At 47.6% G+C, this 20,925-nt stretch carries 18 protein-coding genes; 8 read left to right on the top strand and 10 right to left on the bottom strand.

Annotated features, from left to right (window positions below; translation table 11 throughout):
- The first annotated feature begins 7 nt into the window (after positions 1-7).
- The gene (locus ACOIT5_RS02295) at positions 8-658 is read left to right on the top strand and encodes a LolA family protein (protein WP_423128849.1); all 651 of its coding nucleotides are present in this window, start codon (positions 8-10) and stop codon (positions 656-658) included.
- 630 nt (positions 659-1,288) lie between these two features.
- Here the strand turns inward: ACOIT5_RS02295 and ACOIT5_RS02290 are convergent.
- The 3 genes from ACOIT5_RS02290 to ACOIT5_RS02280 form a co-directional block, all read right to left on the bottom strand.
- Positions 1,289-1,939, bottom strand: a complete 651-nt coding sequence (locus tag ACOIT5_RS02290; RefSeq protein WP_423128848.1) for a ferredoxin--NADP reductase — start codon at positions 1,937-1,939, stop codon at positions 1,289-1,291.
- 13 nt (positions 1,940-1,952) lie between these two features.
- Positions 1,953-2,816, bottom strand: a complete 864-nt coding sequence (lipA, locus tag ACOIT5_RS02285; protein ID WP_423128847.1) for a lipoyl synthase — start codon at positions 2,814-2,816, stop codon at positions 1,953-1,955.
- Between the two features lie 69 nt (positions 2,817-2,885).
- Entirely contained in the window at positions 2,886-4,175 is a 1,290-nt protein-coding gene (locus ACOIT5_RS02280) for a hypothetical protein (protein WP_423128846.1), read from the bottom strand.
- 145 nt (positions 4,176-4,320) lie between these two features.
- Between ACOIT5_RS02280 and ACOIT5_RS02275 the strand changes: the two genes are divergently transcribed.
- Genes ACOIT5_RS02275 through chrA form a run of 3 tightly spaced genes read left to right on the top strand, consistent with a single transcriptional unit; the run spans position 4,321 to position 6,750 of the window.
- Positions 4,321-5,145, top strand: a complete 825-nt coding sequence (locus ACOIT5_RS02275; RefSeq protein ID WP_423128845.1) for an FRG domain-containing protein — start codon at positions 4,321-4,323, stop codon at positions 5,143-5,145.
- Between the two features lie 59 nt (positions 5,146-5,204).
- Positions 5,205-5,633: a DoxX family protein gene (locus ACOIT5_RS02270; RefSeq protein WP_423128844.1), complete on the top strand. Its 429-nt coding sequence runs from the start codon at positions 5,205-5,207 to the stop codon at positions 5,631-5,633.
- Positions 5,626-6,750, top strand: a complete 1,125-nt coding sequence (gene chrA, locus ACOIT5_RS02265) for a chromate efflux transporter (protein WP_423128843.1) — start codon at positions 5,626-5,628, stop codon at positions 6,748-6,750. The genes ACOIT5_RS02270 and chrA overlap by 8 nt, the downstream gene beginning before the upstream one ends.
- A gap of 18 nt (positions 6,751-6,768) precedes the next feature.
- On the opposite strand, the gene ACOIT5_RS02260 is transcribed toward chrA, so the two are convergent.
- Both ACOIT5_RS02260 and ACOIT5_RS02255 read right to left on the bottom strand, forming a co-directional pair.
- Positions 6,769-7,506 (bottom strand): class I SAM-dependent methyltransferase, encoded by a 738-nt coding sequence (locus tag ACOIT5_RS02260; protein WP_423128842.1) that lies wholly within the window; start codon positions 7,504-7,506, stop codon positions 6,769-6,771.
- A 73-nt stretch (positions 7,507-7,579) separates the two neighbouring features.
- On the bottom strand, positions 7,580-8,050 hold the full coding sequence (locus ACOIT5_RS02255; protein ID WP_423128841.1) for a low molecular weight protein-tyrosine-phosphatase: 471 nt from the start codon (positions 8,048-8,050) through the stop codon (positions 7,580-7,582).
- A 195-nt stretch (positions 8,051-8,245) separates the two neighbouring features.
- Between ACOIT5_RS02255 and ACOIT5_RS02250 the strand changes: the two genes are divergently transcribed.
- The 4 genes from ACOIT5_RS02250 to ACOIT5_RS02235 all read left to right on the top strand — a co-directional run bounded on the left by ACOIT5_RS02250 (position 8,246) and on the right by ACOIT5_RS02235 (position 13,756).
- Positions 8,246-9,634 carry an MATE family efflux transporter gene (locus tag ACOIT5_RS02250; protein ID WP_423128840.1) on the top strand — a complete coding sequence of 463 codons (1,389 nt, stop codon included), beginning with the start codon at positions 8,246-8,248 and terminating at the stop codon, positions 9,632-9,634.
- Between the two features lie 236 nt (positions 9,635-9,870).
- Positions 9,871-12,162 (top strand): sodium-translocating pyrophosphatase, encoded by a 2,292-nt coding sequence (locus tag ACOIT5_RS02245; RefSeq protein ID WP_423128839.1) that lies wholly within the window; start codon positions 9,871-9,873, stop codon positions 12,160-12,162.
- An 81-nt stretch (positions 12,163-12,243) separates the two neighbouring features.
- Positions 12,244-12,648 carry a PaaI family thioesterase gene (locus ACOIT5_RS02240; protein ID WP_423128838.1) on the top strand — a complete coding sequence of 135 codons (405 nt, stop codon included), beginning with the start codon at positions 12,244-12,246 and terminating at the stop codon, positions 12,646-12,648.
- 94 nt (positions 12,649-12,742) lie between these two features.
- Positions 12,743-13,756, top strand: a complete 1,014-nt coding sequence (locus tag ACOIT5_RS02235) for a dihydroorotate dehydrogenase-like protein (protein ID WP_423128837.1) — start codon at positions 12,743-12,745, stop codon at positions 13,754-13,756.
- A 156-nt stretch (positions 13,757-13,912) separates the two neighbouring features.
- Here the strand turns inward: ACOIT5_RS02235 and ACOIT5_RS02230 are convergent, their stop codons facing one another.
- The 5 genes from ACOIT5_RS02230 to nrfH all read right to left on the bottom strand — a co-directional run bounded on the left by ACOIT5_RS02230 (position 13,913) and on the right by nrfH (position 20,624).
- Positions 13,913-15,556: a glycoside hydrolase family 9 protein gene (locus ACOIT5_RS02230; protein WP_423128836.1), complete on the bottom strand. Its 1,644-nt coding sequence runs from the start codon at positions 15,554-15,556 to the stop codon at positions 13,913-13,915.
- A 118-nt stretch (positions 15,557-15,674) separates the two neighbouring features.
- On the bottom strand, positions 15,675-17,207 hold the full coding sequence (locus tag ACOIT5_RS02225; RefSeq protein WP_423128835.1) for a PepSY domain-containing protein: 1,533 nt from the start codon (positions 17,205-17,207) through the stop codon (positions 15,675-15,677).
- An 89-nt stretch (positions 17,208-17,296) separates the two neighbouring features.
- Positions 17,297-18,514, bottom strand: coding sequence for a hypothetical protein (locus tag ACOIT5_RS02220; protein WP_423128834.1), 1,218 nt, complete (start codon positions 18,512-18,514; stop codon positions 17,297-17,299).
- 10 nt (positions 18,515-18,524) lie between these two features.
- Positions 18,525-20,039 carry an ammonia-forming cytochrome c nitrite reductase gene (gene nrfA, locus ACOIT5_RS02215; RefSeq protein ID WP_423128833.1) on the bottom strand — a complete coding sequence of 505 codons (1,515 nt, stop codon included), beginning with the start codon at positions 20,037-20,039 and terminating at the stop codon, positions 18,525-18,527.
- A gap of 12 nt (positions 20,040-20,051) precedes the next feature.
- A complete protein-coding gene (gene nrfH, locus ACOIT5_RS02210; protein ID WP_423128832.1) occupies positions 20,052-20,624 on the bottom strand; it encodes a cytochrome c nitrite reductase small subunit in 573 nt (190 codons plus the stop codon).
- Between the last annotated feature and the right edge of the window lie 301 nt (positions 20,625-20,925).

The following is a 20,925-nucleotide window of genomic DNA, read 5'->3' as shown; positions in this document are numbered from 1 at the left end:
AAAGAAAATGAAGAAACTAATTGTATCAGCAGTCATTATTTTTGCTGCATTCCTGGTCTCTGCGCAACAAGACCCCAAAGCAAAATCCATTCTTGAAAATGTCACCAAAACCACCCAGTCGTATACCACCATCCAGGCTACCTTCGACTACATCATGGAAAATAAAGAAGAGGGCATCCATGAGGAAAATAAGGGCAATATTCTGATGAAAGGAGCGAAGTATCAGCTCAAACTGCCGCTGCTCGGGCTCGAAGTGTATTGCGACGGGAAACAGGTGTGGACCTACATGAAAGATGCCAATGAAGTGACTGTCGCTGAAATTGACGAGGATAGCGGAGAACTGATGAACCCTTCAAAATTATTTACCATTTACGAGCATGGGTTTAACTACAAGTTTATCGAAGAAACAACGGTTGACGGAACGGTTGTTTATGTGATCGATTTGCTTCCCCAGGCAAAGTCAATCGAGTATTCCCGTGTCAGGATTTATATCGATAAGCAAAAGATGCTGATTAAGAAAGCTGAAATGATCGGGCAGGAAGGCAATAACTACATCGTGAAGGTGAACGACCTGAAGACTAATGTGGCAGCTGATGATTATGTTTTTGTTTTCAATGCTGCAAAACATCCCGGAGTTGAAGTGATTGATTTGCGGTAACAACGAATCATCCCCGCCGGGATGGGAGGATATTCTGTGATCGGTAACCGGTATTCAGTATTCGGTGTGGAGGTTGCGGAAATTGGTTATTGGCTAATAATTGGGCACTGGGCATGGAGCTTGGAGCATAGGACATGGATAACTTGTCTTACACCTGTCAGGTTTCAAAAACCTGACAGGTGTAAGGTTTGGCTTACGGATTTCGTGTCCTTATCAGGTCAGACTAATCAGCAGCCTTTGTGAGACAGTTTAGCAGCCTTTGTTATATACCTTCGCAGCCTTTGCCAAAGTGTTTAGCCTTATAAGGCTAAACACCCTGACAAGTAAGGTTTAATATTAAGCAATAACATTTAGTTCTGCCGGCAATGTTCCGATACGAGCTGCGCTATTGTGATAAACAGAGGCCCGCACTTCCAACCGGTAGGTTTTCGCCGCAAAGGCCGGTCCCCGGTAATTACTCCTTGCCCTTCGCCCCGTGCTCTCCGCCCCATGCTGTGTATGCCGTGTTCCTCTGCGAACTATGCGCTTCATGGCGTTTCCTTCATTAAAAAAGTGCCTGAGTGGCAAAGTAACAAAGTAACAAAGTAAAAAGTGGCTTGCTACCGTTCTCCCGTCTCCCGTCTCCCATCTTCAGAAAAAGACCTCTGAACGAATATTTTCGGGCGAAACCCCGTAAGATTCCAGGATGCCGGTTACTTCTTCAATCATATCCGAATTTCCGCAGAGGTAACAAATGGTTTCCGGATCAACCGGATTTTCCTTTAAATAATAGGTTACCCGGCCAAAATAATTTCCCGACTCTTCACGCGACGTGCAAAGGCAAAACCGGTACGGTTTAAAAGCTTCTTTTCCGTAGGCTTCATCGGCAAAATGAACCCCGTGCAAGACCGTATAATTCATGTCGGGGTAACTCCTTACAAACGAATGAAAAGGAGAAATGCCGGTCCCTGAGGCAATAAACAGCGCGGGGTGGCCCGATTTTACCTGTTCGTCCAGCACAAAAAAACCGCGCGGACCTTCAATCCCGATTGTCGACCCCGGTTTAAGGTGACGCAAAAAACGCGAAAAATCGCCGCCTTCCACCTCGCGTACCAGGAACGAAAGTTTCCGGTCGTGCAGAGAACTATATATCGAATACTCCCGCCCGTCGCCGGTTTCAGGGTTACGAAGGATGACGTACTGTCCGGGAGAAAAGACAAAACCGTTTCGTTCGAAATGAAGGACAAAGGTTTCGGGTGTCAGGTCCTCTTTCTCAATGAGTTTGTGTAATAATTTTTTCATGATGAGTTTGTTTTCAGGCATCGACATGCCTTTCTGCATGGTACGACGAACGCGTCAGCGGGCTGCTTTCCACGTAGCGGAATCCGCGTTTGTAGGCTTCTTTCCGGTAAATGACGAATTGTTCGGGACTGATGTATTCCACCACCTTCATCAGGTGAGGGGCGGGTTGCAGGTATTGTCCGAGGGTGAGCACCTTACAGCCGGCTTCTTTCAGGTCGTCCATCGCTTCGAGTACTTCGGCGGGGGTTTCGCCCAAACCGAGCATGATGCCCGACTTGGGTACAATACCTGATTTGGCCACGTAAGAAATCACCTTTAGGCTGCGGTCGTAACGGGCTGTGCTCCTGATTTTTGGCGTCAGGCGTCTCACGGTTTCCAGGTTATGCGAGATGACTTCCGGTTTGGCGTCAATAACCTGCTGTACCAATTCTTCCTTTGCATGAAAATCGGGGATCAGGGTTTCGATGGTTGTCCCCGGGCTCAATTCTTTTATCTTCAGGATGGTGCTTGCCCAGAATCCGGCTCCGCCATCGGCTAAGTCGTCGCGGTCGACCGAGGTGATCACACAGTGTTTCAGTCCCAACGTGCGGATGGTTTCGGCTAACCGACGCGGCTCGTCCCAGTCAACCGGGTCGGGGAGCATATTTTTAACGTAACAAAACCGGCAGTTCCGGGTACATTTGTCGCCTAAAATCATGAAGCTGGCCGTACCGGCATTCCAGCATTCTCCCTTGTTTGGGCAGTTGCCGCTGGTACAGATTGTATTTAACTGGTGCTCGGCAATTAATCGCTTAACTTTTGAGTAGTTTTCGCCACTTGGCAGGGGTGATTTCATCCATCCCGGCAATCGCTCTCTTTTCTCTGAAATAGCTGTCATCTCAAAATGGTTTTGTCCTCTAAACAAGAAAATCCCCGGCTTGTTCATGAAACTTTTTTTGACCCGCGGCTACTTTTTATCCTTCAGGGAGATCCGGTACTGAATGCCGATTTGAAAATCGGGCGCGTTGTTAATCGAAATGATATCTTCGCCGACGTAAAAAGTGAATTCGCGGTTTTTGTGGTGAAAACCCAGGACGATATAAGACTTGACGGAATAATAATAAAGCGACTTGGGGGTCAGGTTGGTTAGCCAGAATTCCTGAGATACCGGCTCGCCCTCCCAGGTGTCGCCTTCGTCCAGGTATTTGAGCCCGATGGTTTCGTAATCGGTCAGGCTGCCCGAAAAAGAGTACCCTTTCAACAGCGGGTCCTGAAAATTATTCAGGATGCCAACCGTGGTTATTTTATTCCGGGGCGAAATGAAATTAAATCCGAAGTAAGCTTTAGCGTGCTTCCGGTACCTCCAGTCGATACCGTTAATCTCCCGGCTGATTTTCAGAAACTGCTGGTCGGCAACTCCGCCGTCTGTGGCAAAGGTAAACGAGCTGTTTGCACCCAACCTCCGGTCGATACGAAAGCCGGCGCTGACTCCGGGAATGATGTAGTTGTGAAAATCATTTAACGGCAAGGAAAGATGGCCGGCGAGCTGCGAATCGAACCGCCAACGGGACGATTGCGAACGGAAAATCCGGCGGTAATAGTGCAGGTCGAATACCCCGGTGAATACATCTCCTTTATCTTTTCGGTAGGTATGGCCTTGTTCGTCCGTAAATTGAACGGATGCCCGGTTAAACGGGAACAGGCGGCGCCCGTAATTATCTTCCACCGCGAACTGGGTATGGAAATTTTCAATAAACCAGTCGCTTACCAGGAAATTAACCGGCGACTTTCCTCCATTGAGCATATGCGCATTCATGTTGAGGATCAGGCTGTGACGGTTTCTCCACTGGTGGATCCAGCTAAACCGGAAATGTTGTAAAACTCCGTCCGATTGATAGAGCTTTTCTTTTGTATCGATATCAAACACCTCAAAGTATTGCGGGCGAAGCGTCATATGGATATCCCGGATTTGTTCCCGTTGTTTTGGCGTCAGGTTTTCGGGGTAAACGAAACGGGTTTGCGGATGCCAGGTGTTACCCATGGAATAACCGAATGAAACCTGGTTTTTTGCCTGATTTTCGCCGGGAAAATGGAAGGGAAGGTCAAGGGTCAGGATGCCAAGGGCGTTTTCGGGGTTAATCTCCGAAAAATAGATGGGAACCTGTAAAACAGGGTTGGAATGTTCTTCTGTTTGAGCCAGAACAGGATGAGCCATCAATATGAAAAGGATGAAGAGTAAGTGGTTTCTCCTGTTCATCGTGCCGCAATTTTAATTTCAGTCCTCAAAAATATCGTTTCGGAGAACAAGTAACAACCAATTTGAAAAAGACTTTCAGTAAATTCGAAAAAAAAATCCGTACCTTCCATGAGCTTTTAAGTGGAGAAAATTAGCGTTCAACCGGATGGAAACAAAGCAAGGAAGAATAGATCAGAATGATCACATTGTCAGCAGTTGGGAAGAACTTTGCGAGGAAGTTTATCACGATTCCTGGAAACCGGGTATGGGCCGATACCGGTCTGATTTTGCCTTTCGCGGTTTGTCGGACTCGGGCTACGAACTGAAGAACAGCTTTCTACGGAATTGCGGTTCGCGGCCGGAGTTGGAGTATCACCTGTTGCGAAACTTCAGAAAATATTCTATTTCGAAAGATGTACAGCTTGGCGGTTCTTTTTGGCGGGCGCTGGTGATGGCGCAACATCACGGTTTGCCTACGCGCTTGCTCGACTGGACTTATTCGCCCTTTGTGGCCATGCACTTTGCGACGGTTAATACCGAAAAATATGATCTCGACGGGGTGATCTGGAAGGTCGACTTCGTGAAAGTGAACCAGTTGGTCAACGAGCCGCTTAACTGCCAGCTTCAGGAAGAAAAATGTAATGCCTTCACGGTTGAGTTGCTCGAAGAAAGCATTCATTCGCTTTCGGATCTGGATAAAAAGATGGGCAAAGACCAGGTGCTTTTTTTCGAACCGCCGTCAATTGATGAACGCATCGTCAACCAGTTTGCATTTTTCTCGGTGATGAACGATCCGACTTCCATCCTCGATCATTGGCTGATCCGGCATCCCGATTTGTATCGGCGGCTCATTATACCGAAAGAACTGAAGTGGGAGGTGCGCGATAAGCTCGACCAGGCAAACATTACCGAACGGGTGCTTTTCCCGGGGCTCGACGGCCTGGCCCATTGGCTGAAACGACACTATAAACCGGCAACAGCTAAGCTGTAAGCTACCTTTGACGCATGCCGATCGTTTTACCCGGACTGTGATTATTCAAAGAAATTAAAATGATTCAAAAAATTCTGCAAACAGACCATTCAAAAACAACAATTATCATTCGTTTAATTGTTGGCGCTGTTTTCCTTTCCGAAGGAATTCAGAAATATTTATTTCCGGCCGTACTTGGGGCAGGAAGATTTGAAAAAATTGGTTTACCCTTTCCCGATTTTCTGGGACCTTTTGTCGGCGCGTTTGAAATCCTTTGCGGCGCTTTCATGTTGCTGGGCTTATTTACCCGCTTAGTAAGTATTCCAACCATCATCATTATGCTTGTTGCCATTTCGACCACCAAAACAGACATATTGGTCAATCAGGGGATTTGGGAAATGCTTCACGCGAGCCGGACCGATTGGTCGATGCTTCTCGGAAGTATTTTTCTTTTTATCAAAGGAGGCGGTTGTTGGTCGATCGACAAAAAGCTGATGAAGAATGGATAGAAAGCGGGAATTGAAGGAAATTGCCAAACTGTTTTTCAAACTGGGGAGCATTTCTTTTGGCGGCTTTGCAGCTCACATCAGCATGATGGAAGATGAAGTGGTGAAGAAACGAAAGTGGATGACACACGGGCATTTTCTCGACCTGGTGGGAGCAACCAATCTGATACCTGGTCCAAATTCAACGGAAATGACCATGCACTGCGGATACGAACGGGCAGGCTGGAAAGGACTCGTTGTGGCGGGTATTAGTTTTATTTTTCCGGCCGTATTGATTACCTCTGTTTTTGCCTGGTTGTACCAGCAATACGGACAACTGCCCAAAGTTGAGCCTTTTATTTACGGCATTAAACCGGCGGTAATTGCCATTATTGTTTCTGCTTTGATTGCGCTGGGAAAAAAGGCATTAAAAAATATTGAACTGGGCATTTTGGGTGTTTTAACGGTAATCGCCTGTTTGCTTGGTCTGAATGAAATTGTTGCCCTGTTTGGCTGCGGGCTTTCAGGTCTTTTACTTGCTGTCAGCCGAAATGCAAATCGGACGGCCAACAGCTTTTTACCCGTGGTGTTATTGCAAACCACCCTTCCGGCCTTGCAAATCGGGAATTTGAAAATTTTGTGGATATTCTTTAAGGTGGGTACATTGCTTTATGGCAGCGGTTACGTGTTATTTGCTTTTCTCGAAGCCGAACTGGTAGGTAAAGGGTTGCTGACGAGGCAAGTATTGATCGACGCCGTTGCGGTAGGACAGTTTACGCCCGGACCGCTGTTGTCAACAGCCACTTTTATTGGCTGGCAAATGAATGGTATTTGGGGAGCATTGACGGCCACTTTCGGCATATTTCTGCCTTCTTTTTTATTTGTGGCTTTGCTCAACCCGCTTATTCCCCGCTTACGGAAATCAAAATACATGGCTGCATTTTTGGATGCCGTCAACGTGGCATCGGTTGCCGTTATTTTGGTGGTGTGTATTGAAATGGGAAAAGACAGCCTGACCGATTGGAGGACAAGCCTGATTGCCGTGACCAGTTTGGCGGTTTCCGTTGCCTTTAAAAAACTGAACAGCGCCTTGGTTGTTGCCGGTGGAGCGGCCTTGGGCTATTTATTGATGATAATCTGAATAACGACGTTTCCCGTTTTAACAGTCCGCGACCATCACCAGGGGCAAATGGTCTCCGGTATAGGGCGCTTTGGCAAAATTGGCATAAAAGCGGACTTGCTTAAACCCGGCCAGGATGAGCAGTTTTTCCAGCTCATTTTTTTTAACGGGTAACAGGGCAACGCTGTTTTCAAGGCTCTCTCCGCTGTCTTTTATGGTCAACCGGGTATGGAACTCAATTTTGGACTGGCCTCCTTTGGGCAGGACATAGTGACGTTCGAAACGGATTTGTTCGTTTTCAATCAGGGGTAATTCGGTCAGTTGCTGTTCCAGGATCTGATCGTAATTTAATTGTTGAAGCAGTAGTTTTCCCCCTGGTTTGAGGATGCAGACAGCCTGTTTGAAGAAATTTTTGATTTGAGTGACCGAGTCGAGGTGTACCAGGGTATTTCCGAAGCAGATGACTGCATCAAAATAACGTGGCGGAAATGACCGGTCCAGGTGCAGCATATTCAGTTTCCGGAAACTGAGGCCCGGTGAAGCGAAAAGGTTCATGGCCCGTTTAATCATTTCTCCGTTCAGGTCGATCCCGCAACCCAATGCCCCGTGCCGGCTGAGTTCATTGGCCAATTGCCCGGTCGAACAGCCTGCATCGAGAAAATAGAAATCTTCCAGGCTGCTAAACTCGGACATTACGAACTCAAGCTGCTGTTTGTTCAGCGGAAAAATTTGTTCGTAATAGTTTGTAATAGAACTATAAAACCGGTCCTGATCCATCTTCCTCTTCCCCTTTCGTATATAAACAATTGTCGAACTGAAAGGTTTAACCTTCAGTTGTTTAACTGGTGATTTAACCTTTTAATTCGTTCAATAAACCCTGGCAGGCGTCTTCCAGGATATCTAACACCAGTTCAAAACCCTCTGAGCCACCATAATAGGGGTCCGGTACTGAATAATGTCCGCCATTGGAGCAAAAATCGGTCATTTTATAGATTTTATTTAAATCATCGCTGTTCGATGCCATGTCCTGCAAATCATTCACATTCTGGTCGTCCATGCCAATGATGAAGTCGAATTGGTCAAAGTCCGTTTCCGGTCTGAATTTTCGTGAAATGGACGTCAGACGGTAACCCCGGCGTATCGCGTGACTTTGCATTCGCTGGTCGGCCCGTTCTCCTTCGTGGTACCCCGCGGTTCCGGCAGAGTCACATTCAATCACATCCTGCAATCCTTCCTTTTTGATCATTCCGTTGAAGACTGCCTCGGCGCTCGGAGACCTGCAAATATTTCCCAGGCAGACAAATAAAATACGTTTTTTCATGACGTGATTTGTTTTTGCGGCAAAAATAACGGAATCCTGACAGAACAGCAGCGGCGACAGAAAAACTTAACCCAACATTAACTTAAGGTTTTCCGTTGAGCCGTGCAGATTTTCAGGCAAAACGGGTTTTGCTTCCGGCAGGTCATTTTGATATTCAGCAAAAATTAAGGAGCTTTGAAAATTTTATTCTGAGTTATGAAAGATTTTACGGAGGGAAGGGAGGCCACTTTAATTCTGCGTTTTTCTGTTCCGCTGGTGCTGGGGAATATTTTTCAAAACATGTATAATATTGTTGACAGCGTAATTGTCGGAAATTATCTGGGCAAGGAAGCGCTGGGGGCAGTAGGGGCATCGTTTCCGATTATTTTCACCCTGATCTCGTTGGTTATTGGCGTCGGCTCAGGGGCGTCAACCGTGGTTTCGCAGTATTTCGGCGCCAGGCAAATGGACCATGTGAGACGAACCATCGACACGATTTTTATTTTCTTTTTGGTGTCTTCCATCTTCGTAACAGCGATCGGCATTGGGTTGAGCAGGCAAATTTTTCAGCTTTTGCAGTTGCCCGAAGACATGTTACCGCAAGCAGTTACTTACCTGAATATTTACTTGTCGGGAATGTTCTTTTTCTTTGGATTCTCGGGAATTACGTCTATTTTGCGTGGTTTGGGCGACTCCAAAACCCCTTTGTACTTTATGATCATTTCCACCATGACCAATGTGTTGTTCGATTTGCTCTTTGTGCTGGTTTTTAAGTGGGGGATCGAGGGAGTTGCACTGGCTACCGTCGTTTCGCAAGCCGGCGCTTTTATTTCGGCTGCCTGGTACCTGGAGAAGAAACATCCGGTCATCAAATTATCGTTTCGCCGGTATATTTTTGACCGCGATATTTTTAAAAGCTGTGTCAGGATTGGTTTGCCTACCGGCTTTCAGCAATCCTTTGTGGCTTTTGGGATGCTGGCCATCATGGGCATTGTAAATACTTTTGGCACTAATGCCGTAGCCGCTTACACGGCAGCTATCCGGGTCGATTCGTTTGCAAAAATGCCCGCCATGACCTTTAGTTCGGCCTTGTCGGCTTTTGTTGGCCAAAACCTGGGCGCTTACCGGGAAGACCGCGCACGAAAAGGATTGAAAGTTACCCTGCTTTTTTCGCTGGGATATTCGGTTTTTGTATCGGTATTGATCATTCTTTTCGGGAAGTATATCATCCAAATTTTCACGCCCGACCCCGGGGTGATTGCCATCGGGCAGGACTACCTGGTGATTGTGTCGTCGTTTTATCTTTTGTTGTCGGTGATGTTTTCATTTACCGGTTTTTTGCGTGGCGCCGGGGCTACCTTTATTCCCATGCTGACATCCTTAACGGCCTTGTATCTTTTCCGGATACCGATGGCCTACCTCCTTTCGTCGGAAATCGGCGTTAACGGCATTTGGTGGGCGGAGCCAACGGGTTGGTTTGCCGGAATGTGTATCCTGATCGCGTATTATTTTTCAGGCAAATGGAGAGGCAAGGTGGTTGTAAAAAAGAACCGGTACGCGAAAACGGTCATCCGGGAAGAGCTTCATATTGGCTCGGTAAAATAAAAGGAGGTTATTGTCCGGGGTTCGTTTATAATTAATTCAAATTAACACGAAATTGAGATTTTGCAGTACAAGTTTATAGGCATGTGATTATCTTTACTGTTGAGAAAAATCAAAATTGGCCTGTCTTATAACATTTCGCGTTTCGCTCAATATCAATAATTGTTATTTTAAGGCCTTATTTCATTAGACTAAAGCAAACTCTAACCGCAACAAAGTTGCATAAAATAATAAAACCTATGAATGCTATTTTTTGGATAGTTCCTCTTTGTTCTTTGATCGCATTGATATTCGCATGGTTTTTCTTCAAATCCATGATGAAAAATTCAGAAGGTACTCCCCGTATGGTCGAAATTGCCCAGTACGTGCGCGAAGGGGCAATGGCCTACCTTTACCGGCAGTATAAGGTTGTTGGGATCGTGTTTGTAATCATTATGTTGATTTTATTATTGCTGGCTTACCTGGGTGTTCAAAACCCGTTCGTGCCGATTGCTTTTCTCACCGGAGGTTTCTTCTCAGGTCTGTGTGGTTTTCTGGGCATGAAAACAGCTACTTATGCTTCGGCCCGTACGGCGCATGGCGCATCAAAATCGCTGAACCAGGGACTGAAAGTCGCTTTCCGAAGCGGCGCTGTTATGGGATTGGTGGTTGTGGGTTTTGGTTTACTCGACATTGCTGCCTGGTATTGGTTTCTGAATGAAGTTATTTTCACGCCTGAACATATGGTAAACGGGATGCATTTTGCCGGTCTCAACTTTGTCCATGCCGGAACCAGCGAACATCAGAAACTGATTGAAATTACCACCACCATGCTGACTTTCGGTATGGGAGCTTCGACCCAGGCCCTGTTTGCCCGTGTTGGCGGCGGTATTTATACCAAAGCGGCCGACGTAGGCGCCGACCTTGTCGGAAAAGTGGAGGCAGGTATTCCGGAAGATGACCCGCGCAACCCGGCAACCATTGCCGATAACGTGGGCGATAATGTAGGCGATGTAGCCGGTATGGGGGCCGATTTGTACGAATCGTACTGCGGATCCATTCTGGCAACGGCCGCTCTTGGCGCTGCGCTTCCTGTTGCCGCTTTAAAAACTTCGGGCATGGAAACCGAAATGGCTGTTATTGCCCCGATGTTGGTGGCCGCTATCGGCATCATTTTCTCGATCATCGGTATTTTCATGGTGCGTACGAAAGAATCGGCTACACAGAAGAATTTGCTGAATGCCTTGTTGATTGGAACAGGTGGCGCCTCCCTGTTCATCCTGATCGCGATGTTGGGAATGGCGGCATTGGGATGGATTACTTACGGCGTATTTGGTTCGGTGATCATTGGTTTGGCTGCCGGGGTCATTATTGGCCAGGCAACCGAATACTTCACCTCAGATGAATATAAACCCACTAAAGGGATTGCCAAACAAGCTCAACAGGGCCCTGCCACCACCATCATCGATGGGATTGCCGTTGGTATGTACTCGACCTGGATTCCCGTCGTGACCATCGTGTTGGGGATAACCGGTTCATTCTGGTCGGCAGGCGGATTTGAGCATTTTGCCATGGGTGTTTACGGGATTGGTTTTGCCGCTGTGGGCATGCTTTCTACCCTGGGCATTACCCTGGCAACAGATGCTTTTGGCCCGATTGCCGATAATGCCGGCGGTAACGCTGAAATGTCTGAATTGCCAAAAGAAGTCCGCGAACGGACCGATGCCCTGGATATGCTGGGGAACACCACCGCTGCAACCGGTAAAGGTTTTGCCATTGGTTCTGCCGCATTGACGGCGATGGCGCTGATCTCAGCCTATATGGAGGAAATACGCCTGTGGTTCGGAAAAATTGCCGGACCCGAAGGTTTTGTTACAAAAGGTGACTTCGTATTCTACACGACTATAAAGCCCGCTGTTGAAGAAGGCATTCAGGCTATTCAGATTTCTGCAGCCTCGGTAAAAGATTTCTCAGCAGCTTACGATATTACCTTATTTAATCCCTTATTTCTGGGCGGTATTTTCCTCGGGTCGATGATGGCCTTTGTTTTTTGTGCCATGACCATGAAGGCTGTTGGCCGGGCTGCCGGCGCTATGGTGGATGAGGTGCGTCGCCAGTTCCGTGAGATTGCCGGAATTATGGAAGGAAAAGCAACTCCCGAGTATGCCAAATGTGTGGAAATTTCGACACGGGGCGCACAGCGCGAAATGTTGTTGCCTTCGCTGATTGCCATTATCGTTCCCATTGCCGTTGGCGCCGTCATGGGCGTGGCCGGCGTGGTTGGCTTGCTGGCAGGTGGTTTAACTTCGGGTTTTACCCTGGCTGTAATGCTCAATAATGCCGGTGGGGCCTGGGATAATGCTAAAAAATACATCGAAAAAGGAAACTATGGCGGGAAAGGAAGTGAAACACACAAAGCCGGTGTTGTGGGCGATACCGTTGGCGACCCCTTCAAAGATACTTCGGGCCCGTCACTGAACATCCTGATCAAACTGATGACGATGGTTTCGGTGGTTATGGCGGGTTTGACGGTAACCCTGAGTTTGTTGTAATTTATCAGATCAATATAAATCGCATTGAAAACCTGTGGGTTCCGGCTCACAGGTTTTTTTCTTCTTTTAACACACTGAAAAATGATGACCGAACAACTGAAAACTTTTTTTGAAAATGACCGCTTTGCCGCCCTGACCGGTGTTGAAATTGTGGAAGCCGGAGCCGGTTACTGCAAAGCAAAACTCGAAATTGAAGATAAACACCTGAATGCTGCCCATGTGGTTCAGGGTGGCGCCATTTTTACCCTGGCCGATCTGGCTTTTGCTGTGGCGTCGAACAGCCGCGGACAACTGGCCCTGGCGGTTAATGTGAATATTTCTTTCCTGAAAGGCAAATCGTCGGGTACCTTGTACGCCACGGCTACCGAGCTGGCCGATCCCAAACGTATCGGCGCCTACGACGTGCTGGTGACCGATGAAGCCGGTGAGCTGATTGCCCGTTTCAACGGCTTGGTTTACCGGAAAAACGAGAAACATTCTTTTTAGCCGGAAACGATCTGTTATTTTCTCGGCTGATACATGAACAAAAGCTTGTTTGTTTGAGTTTTAGTAGCAGAAAATAACCTAAAAAATCAATATTATGGCAGATCTATCTACGACGTACATGGGACTGAAGTTGAAGAACCCGATCATTTTGGGGGCCAGCAACCTGGTCGATAAAGCAGACGTGATCGAACAGCTCGAAGAAGCTGGCATCGGGGCAATCGTGTATAAATCGTTGTTTGAAGAGCAGATCCAGCTCGAATCGATTCAACTGGACGAAGAGTTGCACGAGTATGAAAACCGGAATGCCGAGATGACCCGGCTTTTTCCCGACCTGGAACATGCCGGGCCGAAGGAGCATTTGTTTAACGTGAAAACCTTGAAAAATAGGGTGAAGGTTCCGGTAATTGCCAGTTTAAATGCCATATACGAAACTACTTGGGTGGAATATGCCCGCCAACTGGAACAAACCGGCGTTGATGCCCTGGAAATTAACCTGTACGCTGTTCCCGGCTACTTTGAAGTGGACGGTGATAAAATTGAGGATAAGCAGGTGCAAATTGTCAAGAGTATAAAAAAAGCTGTAAAAATTCCGGTGAGTGTTAAACTGAGCCCGTTTTATACCAATACCCTGAACTTCATTAAAAAACTCGATGAGGCCGGGGCCGACGGTTACGTGTTGTTCAACCGATTCTTTCAGCCCGAGATTGATATTGAGAAGGAGTTGTTTCATTATCCCTGGAGTTTAACCCAGGCCAAAGACCATCAGCTGGCCTTGCGCTTTGCCGGTTTGCTGTACGGAAATATCGACGCCAGTATCTGCGCCAGTCGCGGGGTTTCCGATGCTGAAGATGTGATTAAACTGTTGCTTGCCGGGGCCAACGTTGTTCAGTTGGTATCTGCCATCTACAGGAACCAGGCGGGGTATGTCACCACGATGATTAACGATTTGACCAACTGGATGAACAACAAAGGTTATAAATCGCTCGATGAGTTCAGGGGAAAACTTTCCCGGAAAAACATGGCCGATCCCTTCGCCTATCAGCGGGCGCAGTATGTCGATATCCTGATGAAATCGGAGGAGATCTTCAAAAAATACCCGATGGTTTAAATTCGGCATCGTTTAATCAGAAAGGCTTTATCCAAAACATTCATCCGGTTGCATTTATCTGTTTTCCTGTTGAGTACGTTTTAGATACAGCCTTTTTTATGCGGCTAACCGATGTGCAGCTCAGCCGTCTGCTTTTCTGATTGCGTTTGTTTTCGCTTACTCCGGCGACAGAAATCCGGCCAGGGCATACACGAGGGCCCCCTGCCAGTTGATGGCGATTTCATTGGTTGCGTAATCTTCTTCCTTATCCATCCAACCGGTGGCTGAATGACCGCCTCCCACGAGGTAGCCGGGCCAGGGTTCGGAGAGATCATCTGATCCCGACCGTCGGTCATGAGGGTTCATCGGCGGGTTGATGCCAATACCGGTTACGAAGGAGCGGTTGTAGTAATTTCGTCCAAACAGGTGTGCAATGGCGTCGAGTGCAGTGTGTTTGTAAGCCGCCTGGGGCGATAAGCTGCAGGCAACCTGAAGGTTTAGCACCTGGCGTGCCAGGGTGCCGTTACATCCCCAGTAGTAGCGTCCTCCAAGGGGCCGGCCGTAAACATCACGGTTGCCTTTTTCAACGATTTGATCGGCAACGGCCAAAATATTATTGCGTATTTTCGCTGCTACTTCAGCTGATTTTCCTTCTTTATCTGATAAAATATAGGTAAACATGGCCAGGTTTGATACATCTCCCCAGTCCCAGTCCTCGTCGATAGTGAAATTCATGGAGGCAGCGCGCTGTTCAAAGTCGTATAGGTATTTGCTGTCACCGGTTGTTTCCCAGAGTTCTGCTGCGGCCCATATCCGGTCGTCGTCATCGGATGATTGGTAACCGCCTGTTTTGAATTCCCCTTGTTCAAACTTTTTGTGTTCCGGATTTTCCGTCAAAAACTGGTAACTCTGTTGGGCAGCATCCAGGCAACGCTGGGCATATTCGGCATCAAAAGGTTTAAAGTAACGGGCAGCCTGTGCCATTGTTGCAGTAAAATTGGCTGTCGCATCAGAACTCCATTCGGTGAAGTAGCGGTTCTCACGATCTTCGTCTGCCCGAATGAAAGGCGCAAAGTTTTTACGGGTAAGCTTATGTGAAACCCGTCCCGTCCCGTCAGGATAAGGCATGGTTAACAACCAGTCGGTTTCCCATTTCAGTTCTTTCAAAAAATCAGGATAGCCGGGCGCAGTTTCAGGCAAATCAAGCGAAATTTTTTCCAGTTGATCCTGAAACCGATCCCAGGCCATAAACAGCATGCCGAGCGTTATCCCGGCATTCACGGTATATTTTCCGTAATCTCCGGCATCGTGCCAGCCTTTGGTGCCGTTACGCCGGACACCCGGATTGCCGGTGAAGTCGTCATACCCGTCATCCAGGTGACAGGGGCCATGTGAGAATGTGTTTCCATGATGTTGTCCTGCTACGGCTGTTCCGCACCTCCACAGGTAAAAGGCGCGCATGGCGGTATAATATACCGGCTGGTAAACCGCCGGCGAAATGTCAAATGCGACTGAACGTTGGCCCCCGGATAATTCCAGGTAATAATTTCCGGCTGTTTCCAAACCCGAAAAATCAGCCATCATCACCTCCTGATCAAGTTCTTCCTGGCTAAACGGACCGGATAGTTTTCCTTCGAAGACTACGGTATCGCCGGTTGTTTGTTTGATCACAAATGAACCTGCCTGGCCAATGATGCTTGCTTTTTTAGGGGTTGAGGGCAAAAAACCGACAGAGCTCAGGTGGATGCTTGTATCGGCTTTTTTTACCGGCTGGCAACTCATCAACAGTAGTCCGGCAAATAAAATGAACAGTTTTTTCATGTCAGATTGGGTTAGTTTAATGTGGATGTTTCCAATTTTTGTCACTAAAAATAGGACAAAAAGATGATCTCCATCTACCTGAAACGAAAAATTATGCTTGTTCGGGCTTCTGTTGGTGCTATTTCTTTCGGTATGCTTTCCACCAGATCAGAAAACCGCTGATTAACACCATGAGCAGGCACAGGCCTGAAAGAGGCACGTACAGGATATAAAACGGACCAAGCAGGTGTTCGAAAATTCGGCCGGTATGGATTTCGAGTGCGGCATTCCACAGCGATACAGGTGATTTCTGTAACAACTCTTCCGTCATTTCCCAGTTTGGCAGGCCTTCGAAGTTTTGCATGCCCGAATTGTAGTCGAACAGGTAGTGTTCCTTCCCGTTCAGATCGATATACCCGGCGATCATGTGATCGGATATGGGGCGTCCGGTGCTGATTTGGGGCGGCTGCATACTAAAAGCGTCAAGTACCGCGCCGGTCGGGATATCCCAAATGAAGAGCCCGCTGAACGAGCCGACCAGGTAGCTACCCGGCGCAGTTTGTTCCAGTACATTGCAACCCATCACACTTACCGGCGGTTGTATGTTCATCTTTTTCAGCGGTTGTGTCAGCGATTCGCCGGCCAGAAAGAAGCCGTCGGATGCTGAGATCAGGTAACTGTTCAGCTTTTCGTCCCAGGTGGCCCGGCGAAGCTTGTCGAACCAAGGGTTCGGACTGTCCAGGTGTGTGCCGGGTATCAGACCTACTTTTTTGTGGGCGATGGGAATCAGCAACGGCGGCCTCAAAAAGATACCGGCCGTGGTGTTGATGATCAGGAAAGCTACAAAAATATAACCCGTCACGTTGTGCCAGCGCAGGTTTAGCCGGCGCGTGGCCGTAAGCCGGCTGTTATCTTTTTGCCTGGCCTTTCGCCGTTTGGCAATCTTAGGGAAAAAGAAATGCAGCAAGCCGGTAACCGAGAGCAGGATGGTAACCAATCCAAGCAGATCGACAATTAATTTGCCTGTCAATCCAAACAATTCGCCGCTGTGCAGTTCCCACAGGGTGTTAAACAGACCGGTTTCGCGGATGTAGTTCTCCGGCGCCGGCAGTTGGATCGTTGTAAAATCCGACCCGTTGGCCGATTTCAAAAGAAAATGACGGCTGAGCACCATCAGGCTGTCTTGTTTAATAAACAGATCGGTGAGCCGTTCTTCTCTCAATGGAAGAGGGACTTTTGCCCATCGATCGCCGGAGAGGGAGCGCTGGTATAAGCCAAAATGGGTAGCGGCAAACAGCGTTTTATGCTGAAATGAAACGACAGCGTAAATTTTACGCTGGTCGATGCCTTTCGGGAACCCCTTGTTGAAGTCGCTGAAGTCATCCCCGTTTTTCTTCCAAATGCCAATATTTCCGTAAATCAGGTGATTGACTGAATCGATCGAAATCCCTCCCCGCACGGCGCTCATGTTCCAGTTTTTGTACTGATAACCGGGAGGCATCAATTTTCGGCTGACATCGACTCCCGAAAATATACTCCGGTGGTTTAAAATGATCCCTGAAAATGCAAACAAGATGGCCAAAAAGGCAATGACAATGCCCGGCCATTTGTGTAGTTTGCGAAATAGTTTTAATGACTTGTTTCTCACAATTATCCTTCCAATCATATTCATCTTTCGGCAATAATCAATCTCCCGCAATACGATCAGAGAGCCTGCCTGGTATTATTTAGATCAATGATGTATATCTTTTAAACGAACGGTTATTTGATAAAATTTGGCGTTACGCTAAGCATCAGCCAGCCCCAGTAATTGGCCGCCGACTGGTCTCCGCCTTTGAGCAGTTCCATGCTGTCGCCGGCAAACATGTACGAGAAACCTCCGGTAATTATGGCTTCGGGACTGATTTTCCAACCGGCGCCCAGATCAAGTTCGGTTCCCAGGTAGTTTTTGGCATCGGCATTTATTTTTGCCGCGGCCGAAAAATAATGGATCTGGGCATTCAGGTTCAGCTTGTCTTTGGTATGGTCGTAACGCAGGTAAATATCATTTAAACCAACATTATTGAGATGATTTCCGACATAAAAATAGTCCATATGCCCGTTGAATTTGTGGTTGGTGCCATACAAGGGGTTGAACGACTTATTTTTATCGTCGTCGTATGCTGTCCCGGATAAACGCTCGTATCCCCAGGTGATCCCTCTCGGGCAGGTGGCTTCGAGCAGAAGGTTGTAAGCGGCGAGATCGTTTCCGGCAGCATCTTTCCCGGTTTGCAGGTAAGCGTTGGCCGCCAGTTTGTATTCTCCGATCTTAAAATCGCTGTGTCCGCCCAGGGTTTGGCTGTAATTCACTTCCTGTCCGCCGGTGGTATTCACGGGTATGCCGTTATTCAGAACCAGCAGGCTCAGGCTTACTTCTTCCCACTTCTTGTTAAACCATGCAAATTGCATGTCTTTATAGGCATCATTGCCGTCGAACAGGTTATCGGTGATGTCGCTGTTTTCGTGATGGGCAATGGCCAGGTGGAGGTCGAAATCTTTCCGGTACTTCAAGACAAACACATCGTGCGACCGGGCCTGTTGCGCCCAGGCTACATTGCCAAAAATGCGGTGGTCGTCGTACACCAGTTCCTGCCGTCCGGCTTTTAACGACAGTTCGGGGGTAAAAAATACTTCGGCCCAGGCCTGGTGTACCGAGGTGGCGAAATCTTCGTTACCGACCAGTTGGGCCTGGCTTCCCCAGATCCGCACGTCTTGGAGCACCAGCCCGGTTTCAACTTTTTCAGATTTGTACAGCGCATTCAAGCGGGTGCGTTGTGAGGTAAAAACAGAAACATCCTGATCTTTCAGGGCCAGGCTTTTGTTGCCGTGGCTTATTTCTGTCCGGGGACGGAACTCGCCGCTTAACGAAAATTGAGCAAAGGCGCTTAATCCGGTCATTCCGAACAGAATGACCAATATCGATGTAGTCACTTGTTTCATTTTAACCGGATTAGTTTATTGAAATTTCCCAGGCCGATTCCCGTTCTTTGGCTTCTTTTAGCCATTCGGGGACAATGGTCCGTTTAAACTCTTCTTTTTCTTTGTTCCGGAACTCCATGTCGAGCCCGATAAATTGCTGTGCTTTGGCTTTTGTTGAAATATCCGGATACGGGAGTTCTTCGTTAAAACCTTTTGATGCCAGCAAGCGGGCCAGTTTGATACGGGTTTCCTGTGCAATGGTCAGGCCTGTAGAAATAATACGCCCGGTTTCGATGGGGGCGTGGAATGCATTTCCGTGACCTGCTGCGGAATAATCCCAGCGCCATTGGGCATGACGGATACCGGTGAGAATGTCTTTCATTTCAGTTTCGGAAGCTCCCAGGTCCCAGGCTTTTTTCGCTTCGAGATGTGCGCGGACCAGCAATTTTTCCAGTTGTTCGCGGTTTTCGATGATTTTATCCTGCCGTTCGTATACGCTTTGAACCAGTTTCATGGTTTCTTCGCGGTGACAAACCTGGCACGAATTGGCTACATTATTCAGTGGCGACTGAATATGGTGGTCGGTAAATTTCTGAACGCCTTCCGACTTGTAGGGCATGTGGCAATCGGCGCACGAAACTCCGCGTTGTGCATGGATTCCCTGGTGATAAACTTCGTAATCGGGATGCTGGGCTTTCAGCATGGGCGCTTTGCTCAGGGCATGGGTCCAGTCGCTGAAATCAATGGCATCGTAATATTCTTCCGCTCCTTCCACCGTCATCCCGTTTACCCAGGGGAAGGTGAGGTATTGGGCGCCCTCCACCTTATTTTTATCAAAATAGTATTCGACATGACACTGAGCGCAAACCAGACTTCGCATTTCCTGATGGCTCGCTTTGTTGATGTCCCGGCCCATGGCTTCAAAGGCTTCCACCAGCGCCGGCCGGGTGATCCGCAGGTTCATCGTGTTGGGGTCGTGGCAATCGGCGCAACCAATCGGGTTAACCACTTCGGCGCCCAGGCTGGCCCATTTTCCTTTATAAAATTCGCTTACGCCGTTCTCCTTCATCAGCCGGGGTACATCCGGACTTTTACAGGTCCAGCAGGCCGATGGTTGAGGGCCGTCGTTTTTATTTTTTGGACCGCCTGTACGCAACGTATTCACAACATCATCAATCGAATAGTAATGGCCTCTTCCCTGGTTGTAATCCCACGAAAAACCGTATCCGGCCCAAAGTACCACGAGTTCGGGCGCTTCTTCCAGCATATCTACTGTCGCGCTGCCGTTATATTTACTCCTGAACGTTGTATCGGCTGTTTGGTAGTACGACTGAAACTCGCGGGGAAAATTGGTCCCCCAAATTTCGTTCCGGGGTTCAAATTCCGAAAGTTTTACCTTGGGGATATTGACAAAACTGGCTTCAGCTCTTCGTTCCATAATCGACGAGGCTAATAGCCCAAGTAAAAATACAACAACGAGTGTGGCCAGAAAAAGCAGCCAGCCAATAATGGGTTTTTCTTCGATGGTGGTTTTTAATGGTTTCATATTTTTGAGCGTTTAGTTGTTTCTGAAATTCTTAATCCAATCGGGTACCGGGCTTTCGGGCAGCGGAACCCGGGCATAAGGTGTGCTTGACAAGCTGTTTACCCGCCCGTGGGGTACTTCGCGGTGGCAATCCCAGCATTTACGGGAAGTCCGGTTTTCTTTATAATTGCTGATACAGGCCGATTGCCTCGCATCCAGCAATTGATTTTCGTGACAGCGCACACAGTTCTGATGCACGACCTCCGCGCCTTCTTCTTTGATAAAAATAACCTGGGGCTCTTTTCTTAAGGTGAATATGGTGGCATGACGCAAACCATCCTTCGCCTTGAAATAATAAGTATTAAATACGTTGTCGTGCGGCACATGGCAGTCGTTGCAGGTAGTTGCCTCACGGTGCGAACTGTGGCTCCAGGTGGCATACTGGGGCGCCATGATGTGGCAGTTTACACAGGTTGCCGGATTATCCGAAATATAGGAATGGGCTTTTGATAAATAGACTGACAGGGCGAATAATCCGGAAAAAATTCCAAGTGCGATTATAACCGGAATTCGCCAGATTCCGGGAGGGTGAAATTTTCGAATCATATCAGCTTGTTAATTGATTATATAAAACTACAGGGTATAATTCGTAAAAAATGTAATTGATGTTACAAAAACGAAAGATTTTTTATTAAAAAAAACTGAGGTGTTTTAAAAAACCGATCCCCTTGTGTTTATTCAAACTGATTATAAATTACGGCAATTTCAAATTATAAAAATTTGAGGCAGACAGCTTACAATTGCTTGTTTTTTCGGCATTTTTGCTTGTTAAATATCGCAGGTTGACATCGGTTTATGAACGATTGATTTTTTGAAACGCTTGAACAATGCTTGTTTTGTTATATTT

This window comes from Gaoshiqia hydrogeniformans, assembly GCF_049347105.1.
Lineage (GTDB): Bacteria > Bacteroidota > Bacteroidia > Bacteroidales > Prolixibacteraceae > Gaoshiqia > Gaoshiqia hydrogeniformans.
The sequence above is the reverse complement of the archived record's forward strand: the minus strand, read 5'-3'. Positions and strand labels throughout refer to the sequence as shown.

Excerpts from the sequence above, each read along its gene's own strand:
- ACOIT5_RS02295 (WP_423128849.1), top strand. The coding sequence starts at position 8 with ATGAAGAAACTAATTGTATCAGCAGTCATTATTTTTGCTGCATTCCTG.
- nrfH (WP_423128832.1), bottom strand. The coding sequence starts at position 20,624 with ATGATTCGAAAATTTCACCCTCCCGGAATCTGGCGAATTCCGGTTATA.
- ACOIT5_RS02255 (WP_423128841.1), bottom strand. The coding sequence starts at position 8,050 with ATGAAAAAACGTATTTTATTTGTCTGCCTGGGAAATATTTGCAGGTCT.
- ACOIT5_RS02280 (WP_423128846.1), bottom strand. The coding sequence starts at position 4,175 with ATGAACAGGAGAAACCACTTACTCTTCATCCTTTTCATATTGATGGCT.
- ACOIT5_RS02290 (WP_423128848.1), bottom strand. The coding sequence starts at position 1,939 with ATGAAAAAATTATTACACAAACTCATTGAGAAAGAGGACCTGACACCC.
- ACOIT5_RS02260 (WP_423128842.1), bottom strand. The coding sequence starts at position 7,506 with ATGGATCAGGACCGGTTTTATAGTTCTATTACAAACTATTACGAACAA.
- ACOIT5_RS02235 (WP_423128837.1), top strand. The coding sequence starts at position 12,743 with ATGGCAGATCTATCTACGACGTACATGGGACTGAAGTTGAAGAACCCG.
- ACOIT5_RS02220 (WP_423128834.1), bottom strand. The coding sequence starts at position 18,514 with ATGAAACAAGTGACTACATCGATATTGGTCATTCTGTTCGGAATGACC.
- chrA (WP_423128843.1), top strand. The coding sequence starts at position 5,626 with ATGGATAGAAAGCGGGAATTGAAGGAAATTGCCAAACTGTTTTTCAAA.
- ACOIT5_RS02230 (WP_423128836.1), bottom strand. The coding sequence starts at position 15,556 with ATGAAAAAACTGTTCATTTTATTTGCCGGACTACTGTTGATGAGTTGC.
- ACOIT5_RS02275 (WP_423128845.1), top strand. The coding sequence starts at position 4,321 with ATGGAAACAAAGCAAGGAAGAATAGATCAGAATGATCACATTGTCAGC.
- nrfA (WP_423128833.1), bottom strand. The coding sequence starts at position 20,039 with ATGAAACCATTAAAAACCACCATCGAAGAAAAACCCATTATTGGCTGG.
- ACOIT5_RS02225 (WP_423128835.1), bottom strand. The coding sequence starts at position 17,207 with ATGAATATGATTGGAAGGATAATTGTGAGAAACAAGTCATTAAAACTA.
- ACOIT5_RS02270 (WP_423128844.1), top strand. The coding sequence starts at position 5,205 with ATGATTCAAAAAATTCTGCAAACAGACCATTCAAAAACAACAATTATC.
- ACOIT5_RS02250 (WP_423128840.1), top strand. The coding sequence starts at position 8,246 with ATGAAAGATTTTACGGAGGGAAGGGAGGCCACTTTAATTCTGCGTTTT.
- ACOIT5_RS02245 (WP_423128839.1), top strand. The coding sequence starts at position 9,871 with ATGAATGCTATTTTTTGGATAGTTCCTCTTTGTTCTTTGATCGCATTG.
- lipA (WP_423128847.1), bottom strand. The coding sequence starts at position 2,816 with ATGACAGCTATTTCAGAGAAAAGAGAGCGATTGCCGGGATGGATGAAA.
- ACOIT5_RS02240 (WP_423128838.1), top strand. The coding sequence starts at position 12,244 with ATGATGACCGAACAACTGAAAACTTTTTTTGAAAATGACCGCTTTGCC.